The 13,863-nt window shown below is 44.3% G+C and carries 13 protein-coding genes; 11 read left to right on the top strand and 2 right to left on the bottom strand.

The window, feature by feature from the left end; genetic code table 11:
* Positions 1 to 71: 71 nt before the first annotated feature.
* Together ACJMKR_RS10840 and tdh are read left to right on the top strand one after the other, a co-directional pair.
* Complete coding sequence (locus tag ACJMKR_RS10840; protein ID WP_423063062.1) at positions 72 to 1,265, top strand: glycine C-acetyltransferase; 1,194 nt, start codon at positions 72 to 74, stop codon at positions 1,263 to 1,265.
* A complete protein-coding gene (gene tdh / locus ACJMKR_RS10835) occupies positions 1,262 to 2,287 on the top strand; it encodes an L-threonine 3-dehydrogenase (protein ID WP_423063061.1) in 1,026 nt (341 codons plus the stop codon). The genes ACJMKR_RS10840 and tdh overlap by 4 nt, the downstream gene beginning before the upstream one ends.
* A 647-nt stretch (positions 2,288 to 2,934) precedes the next feature.
* On the opposite strand, the gene ACJMKR_RS10830 is transcribed toward tdh, so the two are convergent.
* Positions 2,935 to 3,294 (bottom strand): hypothetical protein, encoded by a 360-nt coding sequence (locus ACJMKR_RS10830; protein ID WP_423063060.1) that lies wholly within the window; start codon positions 3,292 to 3,294, stop codon positions 2,935 to 2,937.
* 243 nt (positions 3,295 to 3,537) lie between these two features.
* Between ACJMKR_RS10830 and ACJMKR_RS10825 the strand changes: the two genes are divergently transcribed.
* The 6 genes from ACJMKR_RS10825 (at position 3,538) to ACJMKR_RS10800 (ending at position 9,155) form a co-directional block, all read left to right on the top strand.
* Positions 3,538 to 4,020, top strand: coding sequence for a YajQ family cyclic di-GMP-binding protein (locus ACJMKR_RS10825; protein ID WP_423064245.1), 483 nt, complete (start codon positions 3,538 to 3,540; stop codon positions 4,018 to 4,020).
* Between the two features lie 197 nt (positions 4,021 to 4,217).
* A complete protein-coding gene (gene mraZ, locus ACJMKR_RS10820) occupies positions 4,218 to 4,682 on the top strand; it encodes a division/cell wall cluster transcriptional repressor MraZ (RefSeq protein ID WP_423064244.1) in 465 nt (154 codons plus the stop codon).
* Positions 4,682 to 5,614 (top strand): 16S rRNA (cytosine(1402)-N(4))-methyltransferase RsmH, encoded by a 933-nt coding sequence (gene rsmH / locus ACJMKR_RS10815; protein ID WP_423063059.1) that lies wholly within the window; start codon positions 4,682 to 4,684, stop codon positions 5,612 to 5,614. Before mraZ ends, rsmH begins: the two co-directional genes overlap by 1 nt.
* The gene (ftsL, locus tag ACJMKR_RS10810; RefSeq protein ID WP_423063058.1) at positions 5,611 to 5,973 is read left to right on the top strand and encodes a cell division protein FtsL; all 363 of its coding nucleotides are present in this window, start codon (positions 5,611 to 5,613) and stop codon (positions 5,971 to 5,973) included. The genes rsmH and ftsL overlap by 4 nt, the downstream gene beginning before the upstream one ends.
* Positions 5,974 to 7,680, top strand: coding sequence for a peptidoglycan D,D-transpeptidase FtsI family protein (locus tag ACJMKR_RS10805; RefSeq protein WP_423063057.1), 1,707 nt, complete (start codon positions 5,974 to 5,976; stop codon positions 7,678 to 7,680).
* A 134-nt stretch (positions 7,681 to 7,814) separates the two neighbouring features.
* Positions 7,815 to 9,155, top strand: a complete 1,341-nt coding sequence (locus ACJMKR_RS10800; protein WP_423063056.1) for a sugar porter family MFS transporter — start codon at positions 7,815 to 7,817, stop codon at positions 9,153 to 9,155.
* A gap of 38 nt (positions 9,156 to 9,193) precedes the next feature.
* On the opposite strand, the gene ACJMKR_RS10795 is transcribed toward ACJMKR_RS10800, so the two are convergent.
* A complete protein-coding gene (locus tag ACJMKR_RS10795) occupies positions 9,194 to 9,781 on the bottom strand; it encodes an enhanced entry protein (RefSeq protein ID WP_423063055.1) in 588 nt (195 codons plus the stop codon).
* A 156-nt stretch (positions 9,782 to 9,937) separates the two neighbouring features.
* Here ACJMKR_RS10795 and ACJMKR_RS10790 point away from each other — a divergent pair, with 156 nt between their 5' ends.
* The 3 genes from ACJMKR_RS10790 to mraY are packed head-to-tail and all read left to right on the top strand — an operon-like array spanning position 9,938 to position 13,859.
* Complete coding sequence (locus ACJMKR_RS10790; RefSeq protein ID WP_423063054.1) at positions 9,938 to 11,434, top strand: UDP-N-acetylmuramoyl-L-alanyl-D-glutamate--2,6-diaminopimelate ligase; 1,497 nt, start codon at positions 9,938 to 9,940, stop codon at positions 11,432 to 11,434.
* Positions 11,431 to 12,768 (top strand): UDP-N-acetylmuramoyl-tripeptide--D-alanyl-D-alanine ligase, encoded by a 1,338-nt coding sequence (locus ACJMKR_RS10785; RefSeq protein WP_423063053.1) that lies wholly within the window; start codon positions 11,431 to 11,433, stop codon positions 12,766 to 12,768. Before ACJMKR_RS10790 ends, ACJMKR_RS10785 begins: the two co-directional genes overlap by 4 nt.
* A 5-nt stretch (positions 12,769 to 12,773) precedes the next feature.
* Positions 12,774 to 13,859: a phospho-N-acetylmuramoyl-pentapeptide-transferase gene (gene mraY / locus ACJMKR_RS10780; protein ID WP_423063052.1), complete on the top strand. Its 1,086-nt coding sequence runs from the start codon at positions 12,774 to 12,776 to the stop codon at positions 13,857 to 13,859.
* Positions 13,860 to 13,863: the final 4 nt, after the last annotated feature.

Genomic DNA, 13,863 nt, shown 5'->3' with positions numbered 1-13,863 from the left:
ATTTTCCTACCGGATAGAGAGAGGCCCAGTCCGAGGGTCTTGTATTATTTAAACAGCTTCAGGAGGCAGCCATGCATGAAATGCTAATCCAATTGCAACAGGATATCGAAAAACTAAAAGAAGATGGTCTTTATAAGGCTGAGCGTATTATTAAATCCCCGCAAAGTGCCGAAATCGATGTAATGCCCGATGATCAGGTGCTGAATTTCTGTGCCAACAACTATCTTGGTTTGGCTGATAATCCTGAGCTGATCAAAGCCGCACAAGTAGCAGTTGCCGAACATGGTTTTGGAATGGCATCCGTACGATTTATTTGCGGCACCCAAACAATTCACAAACAGTTGGAAGAGCGCATCAGTCAATTTTTAGGAACCGATGATACCATTTTATATTCTTCGTGTTTCGATGCGAACGGTGGTTTGTTTGAAACGTTATTGGGTCCCGAAGACGCTATCATCAGCGATGAATTAAACCACGCGAGTATTATCGATGGTGTGCGTTTGTGTAAGGCCAAACGCTATCGTTATAAAAATAACGACATGCATGACCTCGAAGCAAAATTAAAAGAAGCTGACAAACAAGGTGTGCGTTATAAATTAATCGCTACCGATGGTGTTTTTTCGATGGACGGTATTATCGCTGACTTAAAATCGATTTGCGATTTAGCCGATAAATATAATGCACTGGTGATGGTCGATGATTCACACGCCGTTGGTTTTATCGGTGACAACGGTCGCGGCACGCCAGAATATTGTGGTGTTGCCGATCGCGTTGACATTATTACGGGAACTCTCGGTAAGGCATTAGGCGGGGCATCGGGTGGTTACACATCGGGTCACAAGGAAATTATCGAATGGTTGCGCAATCGTTCGCGGCCGTATTTATTTTCAAACTCCGTTGCACCTGTTATTGTCGCAACCACGCTCAAAGTGCTCGATCATTTAGATAAACACGGTAAAGCACTTCGCACGCGAATTAAAGATAACAGTGCCTACTTTCGTGCGGGCATGGAAAAATTAGGTTTTAATTTAGTCCCTGGCGATCACGCAATTATTCCAGTGATGTTGGGCGATGCAAAATTGGCGGCAACCATGGCTGATCGCATGTTGCAAGAAGGTATTTATGTTATTGGCTTTTCGTATCCCGTTGTCCCAATGGGCAAGGCGCGCATTCGTGTGCAAATGTCGGCAGCACATACGAAAGCTCAATTAGATCGTGCCATCGATGCTTTTGGTCGAGTGGGTAAATCGTTAGGAGCATTATGAAAGTCCTTTCAAAGTTAAAAAAAGAACCCGGATTGTGGTTGCATGAAGCGCCAAAGCCAGAACTCAAACGCAACGAAGTGCTCATTAAAATTCGCAAGACTGCTATTTGTGGCACCGATTTACATATTTATAAATGGGATGAGTGGGCTCAAAAAACGATTCCTGTTCCGATGCATGTCGGTCACGAATTTGTTGGTGAGGTAGTTACTTGCGGTGAAGATGCCAAAGGATTTACCGTCGGCGATCGCGTGTCGGGTGAGGGGCATCTGACTTGCGGGCATTGCCGCAATTGTCGCGCGGGAAAACGGCATTTATGTCGAAACACGCTAGGTTTAGGTTGCCATTGTCCGGGCGCTTTCGCCGAGTATTTAGCGCTTCCCGACATAAACACGTATAAAATTCCAGACGGTGTGAGCGATGACCTCGCTGCGATTCTGGATCCGTTTGGTAATGCCGCACACTCTGCGCTGGAATTCGACATGGTCGGCGAAGATGTTTTAATCACCGGTGCAGGGCCAGTTGGTTTGATGGCCGCGGCGATTGCGCGAAATGTCGGTGCGCGTCATGTAGTTGTGACCGATGTGAACGACTATCGTTTGTCGCTCGCTAAAAAAATGGGTGCAACACTCGCCGTGAATCCGAAAAATATTTCATTAAATGATGTGATGACGCAACTTGGCATGAGGGAAGGGTTTGATGTGGGTTTGGAGATGTCCGGAAACCCCCAAGCGTTTCGCGATATGCTAGCCCACATGAATAACGGCGGTAACATTGCTTTTCTCGGTATTCCGCCAGAAGATTTTGCGATCGATTGGCATCGTGTCGTTTTTAAAAGTCTCACCATCAAAGGTATTTACGGTCGTCGCATGTTTGAAACGTGGTATAAGATGATCGGCATGTTGCAAAACGGTTGTGATATTTCGCCGGTGATTACCCATCAGTTTCACGTTGATGATTTTCAGCAGGGGTTTGATGTGATGTTGGGTGGGCAGGCCGGCAAAGTGATCCTAAATTGGTTGTAATGCCATTAACGGCCAATCTCTGTGAAAAAAAATCGCTCGGAATGCTCATGTAGCTTTTGAATTTCAATTGCTTGCCAGTACGAGAAAGAGTCCGCGTTTTTCGGGAATCGCCATCCCTAGCTGCTTAGTGCCATCCTGGCACTAACGCCCTAAAACACGGACTCTTTCTCTTTGCCGCAATTGAAATGCTGTTTGAGAGTGGATGACTCAACCTAACCTCGTCATCCCGGAAATTTTGCACCAGGATGTGCAAAATTATCCGGGATCCAAACCGTTATCAGGGATGGAAAAATCATGTCACTCCAAGTGAAGCGAGGAGTGACACGTGATCTTCGGAGTGTCAGTTGTGATGGGATTTATCGTGAAAAATGAACGAGCCAGCGGAATGTATAGATAATACATGAGCATGGCGAGGCTCGTTTTTCGCGGGAAATCACCCACAAATGGCGCTCCGTATCCCGAGGGCACGTAGCCTTGAATTTCAATTGCTTGCCAGTACGAGAAAGAGTCCGCGTTTTTCGGGAATCGCCATCCGTGGCTGTTTAGTGCCATCCTGGCACTAACGCCCTAAAACACGGACTCTTTCTCTTTGCCGCAATTGAAATACTTTTTAGTTAGCTCAAAATGGATTTTTTTATTGATAGGTTTTACTTCAATGTTGGAATGTTTGTACTTCCTTCGCTTGGGCTTTCTTCTTGTCGTGTTTCAGCACTACTTTTATATCGTGAAGGCATAACCCCAAAGGCGTTAACAGCACTCGATACAGTACGAGGATTTTTTGATTGATTTTGATGTGCGTTTGCTACGGCCTGCGCTGAATTTTTGAGTCCCTCTTGCGTTCTTGTTGCATCGGTATGTTCTGCTGCAATTGCTCGCTCAATGATCTCTAAAGTACTTACCAAGCCCGATGCTTTTTTATTTTCATCGCCCTGCTGTTGTTTTCGATTATCTAAAGGTGTATTTAATGCAAACAATAGGCTATTAGGTTGTTTTGCCGGTGCCGCCATTTGATTTCCCCTTAAACTTAAATAATTTGGCTAATATAATGCAATTGGATTACTACAATTATATTACATTTTCTAGCGAGAGCCTAAGCATTTCGTGTATCATTTGCTTTTTTGGTCAGTGAGTTACGAGATAGACGTCAGCCTATTATTTAACTTTTCCTTAAGGTTTATCTTGCCTGTATTTCGGTGTTAAACTTTTACCGCTGGGAACTCAGCCTAAAATCATTAACTTGGAGAAGCGCCATGCCGTCATTTGATATTATGTGTGAACTGGATAAACACGAAGTTGCGAATGCTGTGGATCAGGCCAATCGGGAAGTTACTACACGTTTTGATTTTAAGGGCAGCAATGCCAGTTACAAATATGAAAAAGACACGATAACGCTAAAGGCTGAGGCCGATTTTCAATTGCAGCAAATGTTGGAGATCCTTCGCCATAAATTTACTAAGCGTCAGATTGATCTTGCACACATGAAAGCAGCGGATCCTGTCATTCAACATAAAAATGCTCAGCAGGTCGTCACTCTTGAAGAAGGTATCAAGCAAGATGTGGCAAAAAACATTATCAAGTTAATCAAAGATCAAAAAATGAAGGTGCAAGCGGCGATTCAGGGTGACCAAGTTCGAGTGACGGGTAAAAAAAGAGATGATTTACAAGCAGTTATCGCCTTGCTCGAAAAAAGCGAGATTGGGATTCCTCTCCAGTTTGGAAATTTTAGGGACTAGTAAATTGTAGCGGCAGTCCCCACACCAAAGCACAAAGCACCTCAATATATTCACGAGATCCTTCGACTCCACCTGTGTTGCCCGCTTCACTCAGGACGACGGTGCTTTGCTGCGTTTGGGATGACGATTGTTGTCATCAGAATAGACTCTTCGTGTAAAAAAGTGGTATAATGTGGACAAATGTGGGAGTAAAAGAAATGTTCCGTGGGCTTACAGCCATCAATATCGATGCCAAGGGACGGCTAGCAATCCCTTCACGATATCGAGATCTGGTCAAAAATGAAGCAGACCGTATTGTTGTGCTTACAATTGACACAGAAGAACGTTGCTTATTGATGTACCCCTACCCACATTGGGAACATATTGAGCGGAAGTTGGAAGACCTGCCCAGTTACCATCCGCTCAGCAGACGAATTCAACGATTACTCATTGGACATGCCACCGAGGTGGAATTAGATCGCACAGGTCGTGTTCTAATTCCATCCGTGCTACGAGAATATGCCGGTCTTGGTCCGACCGTCATGTTAGTAGGACAGGGTAAAAAATTTGAAATCTGGGGTGAGTCGCAATGGAATATGGCTCGTGAAGAGTGGTTGGGAGAGAAAGTTAACGGTGAAGATAAAGGTGATCTTCCACCTGAATTAAAATTGCTTTCACTCTAATGGGGCGAGGCGATCACCAACCAGTGTTATTGAATGAAGTGGTCGAGGGTTTGGCCATTAAGCCAAACGGTATATACGTCGATGGGACGTTTGGACGAGGAGGACACAGTCGAGTTATTTTGCAGCGCTTAGGGCCCGATGGTCGATTAATAGCATTAGACAAAGATCCATCCGCTATAGCGATCGGGAAAGTCGGGCCCTTCCGTGATCCGCGGTTCTGCATCGTGCACAAATCGTTTGCAGAGTTAGAAGCGGTGATGCAGGATCGCGGTTGCCACGGAAAGGTAGATGGAATTTTATTGGATTTGGGGGTTTCATCCCCTCAACTGGATGATCCAGAACGGGGATTTAGTTTTTTAAAAGATGGACCTTTGGATATGAGAATGAATTCTGAGCAAGGCATGGATGCTGCGACTTGGATTAACCAGGCAGCAGAAAATGAAATTAGTCGGGTACTCTTTGAATATGGCGAAGAGCGGTATTCGCGACGCATTGCAAGAGCAATCGTTGCAGAAAGAGCGATACAGCCCATCACGAGAACAAAACAATTGGCCGACATTATTGCAAAGTCGAGTCCCACTCGTGAATTAAAAAAACATCCAGCAACGCGCAGTTTTCAAGCCATTCGGATTTTTATTAATCGCGAGTTAGAAGACTTGCGCGAAGGTTTGCAACAGTGTTTAGACAGTTTGGCAGTGGGTGGACGCTTATGTGTAATAAGCTTTCACTCGCTAGAGGATCGTATTGTAAAACGTTTTATTCAACGTGAAGTGCGGGGAGATGATTACCCGCACGATTTACCGATTCCAGATAAGCAAATTAGGCGCCGTTTACGTAAGGTTGGCTCCCTGATTAGACCAAGCGAAACGGAAATTATCTATAACCCGCGGGCGCGCAGCGCCCGCTTACGCATAGCGGAGAAATTAGCATGAACACGGCAATTCGCGCCATCGCAGCCCAAGGAGTTCGAGTTCGGCTTGGCAAGATAGGGGTTTTCCGAGCTACATTACGTGGCGTCGTTGTTACGTTTTTTGTGTTCGGGGTTTTATTGTCGGCGCTCGGTGTTATTTACATGAAAGATTTGAATCGGCGCTTGTTTATACAATACCAAGCGTTGCAGGCAGAAAAGGCTCAATCGTTAATACAATGGGGGAAATTATTGCTGGAACAAAGTACCTGGTCTACCCAGTTGCGCATACAACAAATAGCACAAAAACAATTAGGAATGATTGTTCCCAGTGCTAAAGACATTGTCTTAGTTGAGAGTAATGATGCAGATGCGGCTCGATAGATGGGTTCTTCGTGGCGACTATATACATTATGGTTATTGTTGTGCGTCGCGTTAGCCGGACTATTATGGCGTTTGATAGATTTAAACATCCTAGATAGATCCTTTTTACTGAGACAAAGTAAGGCGAGGATCCTCCGTAAAGTCAATATTCCGGCTTATCGCGGCATGATTACTGATCGACTGGGGTCTCCGCTGGCTATAAGCACCCCAGTCGACTCAGTATGGATTAATCCAGAGCAGTTTCAGGCAACTCCTCAACAGTTGCAAAAACTTTCAGCTATTTTGCAAATTCCCGTGAGTTTTATTCAACGGCGTGCACGTAAAGTTGGTGATCATGAATTTGTATATTTAAAACGTGGGAACCCACCATTTATTTCAGACCAAATAAGAGCACTAAAAATTCCGGGCGTGCATTTTCAACGAGAATATCGGCGTTATTATCCAGAAGGAGAAGTAACAGCGCATGTGGTGGGGTTAACCAACATCGATGATCGAGGTCAAGAAGGTTTAGAACTTGCATTTAATAAGTGGTTAGGTGGGATGCCTGGAAAAAAAGAAGTGCTAAAAGACCGTTTGGGCCATGTGATTGCTAATGTTGCGTTTTTAAAAAAACCACAACAAGGTCACGACTTGGTGTTGAGTCTAGATCATCGAGTTCAATATTTAGCGTATCGCGCCTTAAAAGAAGCGGTAACTAAATATCAGGCGCAGTCCGGTTCAATTGTCGTATTGAATGTAAAAACCGGTGAGATTTTAGCGATGGTGAATCAGCCTTCCTATAATCCAAACAATCGCCCTAAAGATCACGATGGCCGTTATCGCAATCGAGCCGTAACGGACATGTTTGAATTGGGTTCCGTCATGAAGGCATTTACGATTGCTTTTGCTCTAGAGAGCGGAAAATACACGCCTGATACAAAAATTGATACAGATCCTGGTTGGATGAAAATCGGAGGTTACCGAATCAGCGATGATGGTTTAAATTACGGTATAGTGACGTTAACAGAGTTATTGCAAAAATCCAGTAACATCGCTGCGGCGAAGATTTTATTATCACTACAACCCGCACATTATTACGATTTATTAACCGAGCTTGGATTTGGGGAAAGAACTCGCAGTGGCTTTCCAGGTGAAGCAACAGGTACGTTAATTCCACATCAGACCTGGGTGCCGAGTGTTGTTGCAACGTTAGCTTATGGTTATGGTGTTGCCATAACAACATTACAGCTTGCACATGGCTATGCAATTTTAGCCGATGGCGGTATTAAAATTCCTGTGACTTTTATAAAACGGGATAAGGTGCCAGCGGGTATTCGCGTGCTGCCACAAGACGTTGCTAATACCGTTATTAAAATGTTGGAAACGGTTGTGCAAAAAGGTGGGACGGGAACACGGGCTGCCGTGGCGGGTTATCGTGTTTCCGGTAAAACTGGTACAGCTTATATCGCTGGGCCAAATGGTTACTATAAGCATCGCTATATGTCTTCGTTTGTCGGCGCAGCGCCGGCGAGTGATCCAAAACTTGTTGTTGCGGTGGTGTTACGTGATCCACAAGAGCGTCATTTTGGGGGTATCGTTGCAGCGCCAGTTTTTTCAAAGGTAATGAGCGGTGCTTTGCGCTTATTGGATATTCCGCCGGACGATTTAAAGTCTGCGTACAGTAAAGCAGGGTTAATTCCGCTGGCCTCGCCAAATGGGAAAAAATGATGCAACCTCTCTTAGGAGTGATTCTATAACTTATTGATCATTATTGTTTATTTAGATTGGGTTTCACCAGACAATTTTGATATAATGCCGAACAATCGAGTAGTTAAAGTTATCTAAAAATTATATAAATATATATGTATTTACTTGCCATTGTTGCTGCGTTAGCGGGCTTATTGTTCGGTTATGATACCGGAATCATTTCTGGCGCAATGCTATTCCTCAAAAAAACATTTCTAATGACTACCACTGAACTCGGTGTTGTTGTTAGTGCCGTGCCTTTTGGTGCGCTGGTTGCGGCTGCGTTTTGCGGTCGGCTAAATGACGTCTTGGGCCGAAAACGAATTTTATTTATTACTGCGCTTCTTTATTTCATCGGTTCGATTACCAGTGCATTATCACCCAATGTTGAAGTGTTAATTGCTTCGCGTCTTATTTTAGGTTTTGCAGTGGGTTTGGGCTCTTACTCTGCACCGGTATATATTGCTGAAATTGCTAAACAAGAGAATCGTGGTGCTTTAGTGACGTTGAATCAATTGGCAATCACCGTTGGCATCATGTTGTCTTACCTTGTGGATTACATTTTTGCTTCACAGGGGCAGTGGCGTTATATGTTGGGCTGTGGTTTCATCCCGGCATTAATTTTATTAATATGCATTTTCTCATTGCCTGAAAGTCCACGTTGGTTAGTGACAAAAGGTAAGATTGCTCGAGCGAAAGAAATTTTGGGGGCAATACATGGCGATGATTCTAAGCAAGAGTTTAATCAAATTAAATCGGTCGTGTCACAAGAGCCACTCACGTATCGTCAGTTGATAAATTTAGGATTTATGCGCGTATTACTGCTCGGTATTGCGGTGAGTATCTTTACGCAAGCGGTTGGAATTAATGCCATTATTTACTATGCGCCGACTATTTTTCAGACAGCGGGTTTAACCAAAGCAACGAGTTTGATTTTAGCCACCGCCGGTATCGGTATGGTTAATGTTTTATTTACCTTAGTTGCGGTGCGTTATCTCGATCGATTGGGTCGACGTAAGATGTTATTGTTTGGGCTTGGAGGAATATTATTTAGTTTGGCTGTTGCAACCACCGCTTTTGCTCATACAGCAGTCTCCATTGAATTAGCTTGGGCCATCATGGCAAGTTTTGTAATCTTCATTGCAAGTCAAGCAATCGGTACTGGGCCTGCCTGTTGGTTGATTCCTTCTGAAATTTTTCCGACTGAAGCGCGTGGGCTCGGCATGGGATTGGCTGTAGCATTTAATTGGGCTACCAATGTGATCGTCGCCTTCTTCTTCCCAATAACGCTCACTCATTTAGGCCCATCCATTACTTTCGGAATCTTTTTAGCAATAGCGTGTGTCGCATTTATAGTATTCTTTCTGTTCGTTCCTGAAACCAAAGGTGTTTCGCTGGAGCAAATCGAAAAGAATATCGAAGCAGGCAAGCCGTTACGCCAGTTGGGTGATGCCTAGTCCTTGTGTTGGGTCACAGGGTCCGCGTTCTGCGTTTGTCACCATTTGAGTAATATGCCATTGCGGATGGAACCCCACTTTGCCTCTCCTTGTGAAGCACTTTGAACCACCCAATAAGTACCTTGATTATGTGCAGCAAACTTAGCGTGGTTGTATTGGCAGAGCTCAAACATGTTTGTGCAATCAATTTGCTCACCGGTTCCAGCCGCAGCGCAGGTGAATTGGAGTTCTTTCTGGTTGATCGCTAAGGCAGCCCATTGGTTGGGGCGAATGGTGTTTTCATAGGTTGGACTAAAGGGTACATCGGGTAATTTTTTGGTTTTTAAATAAATAGATTGTCCCGATAAGTTGTGAATGAGATAGAGTGTCTGAATGGGAACTTCTACCGGCTCCGCGGATTTCTGTTGTTCGCCGTTAGCAGCCGTTTGAGGTGTTTTGGGCTTAATGGAGTCATTAGGAACGGGCTTCAAAATTAACAAACCATCTTTATAACCGTAACCCATCTCCCGGCAGCCATGAGGGAATCGGCGTTCTTTTTTAGCGGCGAAGGCATCATGGGTGAATGTGGTGCCTGCTATAAACGTAGCTGCGGCAGCAAAAGCAATGGCGGTAGAAAATAGTTTCATGAGAGTCCTCCTTGAAAATCATTTTAAGTTATTATTTTACTTGGATTTTGGTTCTTGTAAAGAAAAGTGAAGCGAGTAATATTTTGAGTGTGACCTCGGGCTCCCCGCGCTCCGTGTCACCCCTCGGTATGCTGTAAAAAAAGGTGAGTAGGTAGTATGAGCGAAATTCATCTAAATCATTTAATCGCCGGCTTTGTTGCCGATGTGGGCGAAGATGTTGTCGTTCGTGGAATTGAAAGCGACAGCCGTTGTGTGAAGCAAGGTGACGTTTTTGTTGCCTATCCGGGATTGACCGTCGATGGCCGTGATTACATTCAAGATGCGATTGCGAAAGGTGCCGCTGCGATCATTTATGAAATGCGTGAAGATAAAAGCATTTCGTCCAATGGCGCTGTTCCGTTTATTCCCGTTTCAAACTTGCAGCATCAATTAGGAAACATTGCTGCTCGATTCTACGGCAACCCATCGCAATCAATGCGGTTAATTGGCGTTACTGGCACAAATGGGAAAACTACGGTCTCTCAATTTATTGCGCAATCACTGAGTCATCATGATATTCGTTGTGGTGTGATGGGTACTTTAGGTAACGGATTTTTACCAAACTTACAAAAAACAACGCACACAACGCTCGATCCTATTCAATTTCAAAAAACATTAGCACGATTGCGTGATGAAGGTGCAAAAGCGATCGCACTAGAAGTGTCGTCGCACGCGTTAGATCAAGGTCGAGTGGAAGCTGCACAGTTCGATATTGCGGTGTTAACGCAATTATCCCGTGATCATCTTGATTATCATGGCGACATGCAGCGGTATGCCAATGCAAAAGAATTATTATTTCAGCAGTCGGGCTTGCGATATGGTGTTGTTAATTTAGATGACGACTTAGGAAGAAAAATTGCAAAAACGTATCAACGTCAATTAAAAATAATAGGCTATTCTGCCGAAAATATGCATTTTGATGTTTCCGCAGTTGTAGCTAAAACAATAAAAGCGACTCAGCAGGGCTTCGACATTGTTGTGCGCTCACCTTGGGGCGAAGGTCAATTTAGCACGCCTTTATTGGGACGTTTTAATATCAGTAATTTATTGGCCGTAGCAGCAGTATTGAGTTTATTTGAAATACCTTTCGACGATGTGCTTTCGGGGCTATCAACATTGCGAAGTGTTAAAGGAAGAATGCAGCGTTATGGTAATCTCAATCAACCGCAAGTTATCGTTGATTACGCGCACACGCCCGACGCTCTGCAAAAGGCGTTGTGCGCATTGCGTGAGCATTGTGCGGGAAAACTTTATTGTGTGTTTGGTTGTGGGGGCGATCGTGACCGAGGTAAGCGGCCAGAAATGGCAGCAATAGCCGAACGTTATGCGGACGTGATTGTGATGACGAATGATAATCCCCGTACTGAAGCGCCGGAAAAAATTATCGAGGATATGCAATCGGGGTTGACGCGATCGTGGAATGCAAAAGTAGAGTTGGATCGCGCTGCGGCTATACGTTACGCTGTTCAATCAGCAGGTGTTGATGATATCGTATTGATTGCTGGCAAAGGCCATGAAACGACACAAACTATTGGCAAGACCCTATTACCATTTGATGATGGTAAAATTGTTGAGGAGACATTGGCACACTATCAGGAGTTTAAAAAGCAATGAAATTGTCAGAAATTGCGGAAATACTCCATCGCCCTTTTGAAGGAAACGATGCAGAATTCGAATCGATTAGCACAGATACACGGACATTAGCGCCGGGACAATTGTTTATAGCATTAAGTGGACCCAATTTTAACGCCAATGATTTTGTAGTAGACGCCGCTCAAAAGGGAGCCGCTGCTGCCATCGTCAGTCAACCACTTTCAGTCTCAATACCAACGATCAAAGTTGATGACACTCGAATTGCATTGGCACATTTAGCGCGCCATCAACGTGAAGAAGCTAACGTACCTGTCATTGCGGTTACCGGAAGTTGTGGCAAAACGACTACCCGCGCCTTGCTGGCCAGTGTGTTTGGTCAAATGGGGCAGGTGTTAGCGAGTGAAGGCAGCTTCAATAATGATATCGGTGTGCCACTGACCTTACTTCGTCTGACGTCAAATCATGATTATGCCATCGTGGAAATGGGTGCCAATCATCCTGGTGAAATTGCCAATTTAACTGAACTTGTTCATCCGAATGTGGCGATCATCACCAATGCGGGCCGAGCTCACTTAGAAGGTTTTGGTGATTTAGAGGGGGTGGCCTGCGCGAAAGGAGAAATTTTTCAAGGACTTTCCTCCGATGGTGTCGCTATTATCAATAACGATGATCGCTATGCGGATTTGTGGCGAAACTTAGTGGGCTCGAGACGGTTGGTCACATTTGCCATCGATCATCCAGCGGACGTAATGGCCATTGATATTTCACTGAATGAGCAATCATTACCGTGTTTTCAGTTGCGTCTGCCAGAGCATGAGGTAGAAATCAAACTGCCGTTGATGGGTAAACATAACGTGATGAATGCATTGGCAGCAGCAGCAGCAGCTTATGCGTTGGATGTGCCAATCAATTCTATTAAACGCGGACTTGAAACCGTGGCGGCAGTTAAACGACGACTGAATGAATACAAAGGATATAAAGGTGCAACCATAATCGATGATAGTTATAATGCCAATCCATCATCGGTTGCTGCGGCGATTGATGTGCTTGCCAAGCGTCCCGGCGATTCGGTATTGGTCTTTGGTGACATGTTGGAATTAGGTGAAAGCGCTGATGCGTTGCATGCTGAAATTGGCGCTATAGCATTACAGTCTGGCATCACCCGATTATACTGTTATGGTAATCACAGTCGTTATGCTGCCAAAGCATTTGGCGAACACGGTTATCATTTTGAAAATCAAGAATCTTTATTGCGGGCATTGCGTGATTATTTACATAAAGACGCAACGGTATTAATTAAAGGGTCGCTTGGCATGAAAATGAATAACATAACAGCAGCACTTATAGAGGAATAAATTTCATGTTACTTTGGTTGACCCAACTTCTCAGTAATCATTTTCACGTTTTTAGAGTCTTTCAATATCTAACGTTCCGGACAATCATCAGTGCGCTAACAGCCTTAGTTATCGTACTTATGGTAAGTCCGCGCTTAATTAATCGCTTAATCTCAATGCAGATTGGTCAAATGGTGAGAGATGATGGTCCGCAAAGTCATTTGAAAAAAACGGGAACGCCAACCATGGGTGGCACCCTGATTATTATTGCGGTCGCGATTAGTGTTTTACTATGGAGCGATTTAACTAATCGTTTTATTTGGACGATTCTCATGGTGACGTTAGGATTTAGTGCGATAGGTTGGGTGGACGATTATCGTAAAGTTATTAAGCGCAATAGTGTGGGATTGCCGGCTCGTTGGAAATTCTTTTGGCAAACTATAGTTGCAGCGGTTGCCGCGATTTACCTTTATTTTACGTCAACGCCAGGCCCAGAGACACAGTTGATCATTCCGTTTTTCAAGAATATCGCTCCGAACTTAGGAGTATTTTATATTTTGTTGGCCTATTTTGTGATTGTGGGTAGCAGTAATGCAGTTAATTTAACGGATGGCTTGGATGGATTGGCGTTAATGCCAACCGTGATGATCAGCGGTGCGTTGGGTGTGTTTGCTTACTTGACTGGTAATCATCTCTTTGCTGAATATTTAACAATTCCTTATATTTCGGGCGTTGGTGAAGTCGTTGTATTTTGCGGTGCGTTAGTAGGCGCTGGGCTTGGGTTTCTTTGGTATAACACCTATCCCGCGCAAGTATTCATGGGCGATGTGGGTTCATTGGGATTAGGTGCAGCGCTTGGGGTCATTGCCGTTGTGGTGCGTCAAGAATTGGTGTTTTTGTTAATGGGTGGTATTTTCGTTGCCGAAACGGTATCTGTTATTATACAGGTGACTTATTTTAAAATTTCGGGTGGAAAGCGAATATTTCGAATGGCACCGTTGCATCATCATTTTGAATTAAAAGGGTGGCCTGAACCACGCATCATTGTCCGATTTTGGATTATCACGTTTATTTTAGTACTGTGTGGATTGGCGACGTTGAAGCTCAGATAGATTT

Origin of the sequence: Candidiatus Paracoxiella cheracis, assembly GCF_049348705.1 — a bacterium.
GTDB classification, from domain to species: Bacteria; Pseudomonadota; Gammaproteobacteria; order Coxiellales; family Coxiellaceae; genus Paracoxiella; species Paracoxiella cheracis.
This window is presented reverse-complemented; position numbering and strand designations above follow the sequence as displayed.

Coding starts and splice junctions, on each gene's coding strand:
- ACJMKR_RS10840 (WP_423063062.1), top strand. CDS start 72: ATGCATGAAATGCTAATCCAATTGCAACAGGATATCGAAAAACTAAAA.
- tdh (WP_423063061.1), top strand. CDS start 1,262: ATGAAAGTCCTTTCAAAGTTAAAAAAAGAACCCGGATTGTGGTTGCAT.
- ACJMKR_RS10830 (WP_423063060.1), bottom strand. CDS start 3,294: ATGGCGGCACCGGCAAAACAACCTAATAGCCTATTGTTTGCATTAAAT.
- ACJMKR_RS10825 (WP_423064245.1), top strand. CDS start 3,538: ATGCCGTCATTTGATATTATGTGTGAACTGGATAAACACGAAGTTGCG.
- mraZ (WP_423064244.1), top strand. CDS start 4,218: ATGTTCCGTGGGCTTACAGCCATCAATATCGATGCCAAGGGACGGCTA.
- rsmH (WP_423063059.1), top strand. CDS start 4,682: ATGGGGCGAGGCGATCACCAACCAGTGTTATTGAATGAAGTGGTCGAG.
- ftsL (WP_423063058.1), top strand. CDS start 5,611: ATGAACACGGCAATTCGCGCCATCGCAGCCCAAGGAGTTCGAGTTCGG.
- ACJMKR_RS10805 (WP_423063057.1), top strand. CDS start 5,974: ATGGGTTCTTCGTGGCGACTATATACATTATGGTTATTGTTGTGCGTC.
- ACJMKR_RS10800 (WP_423063056.1), top strand. CDS start 7,815: ATGTATTTACTTGCCATTGTTGCTGCGTTAGCGGGCTTATTGTTCGGT.
- ACJMKR_RS10795 (WP_423063055.1), bottom strand. CDS start 9,781: ATGAAACTATTTTCTACCGCCATTGCTTTTGCTGCCGCAGCTACGTTT.
- ACJMKR_RS10790 (WP_423063054.1), top strand. CDS start 9,938: ATGAGCGAAATTCATCTAAATCATTTAATCGCCGGCTTTGTTGCCGAT.
- ACJMKR_RS10785 (WP_423063053.1), top strand. CDS start 11,431: ATGAAATTGTCAGAAATTGCGGAAATACTCCATCGCCCTTTTGAAGGA.
- mraY (WP_423063052.1), top strand. CDS start 12,774: ATGTTACTTTGGTTGACCCAACTTCTCAGTAATCATTTTCACGTTTTT.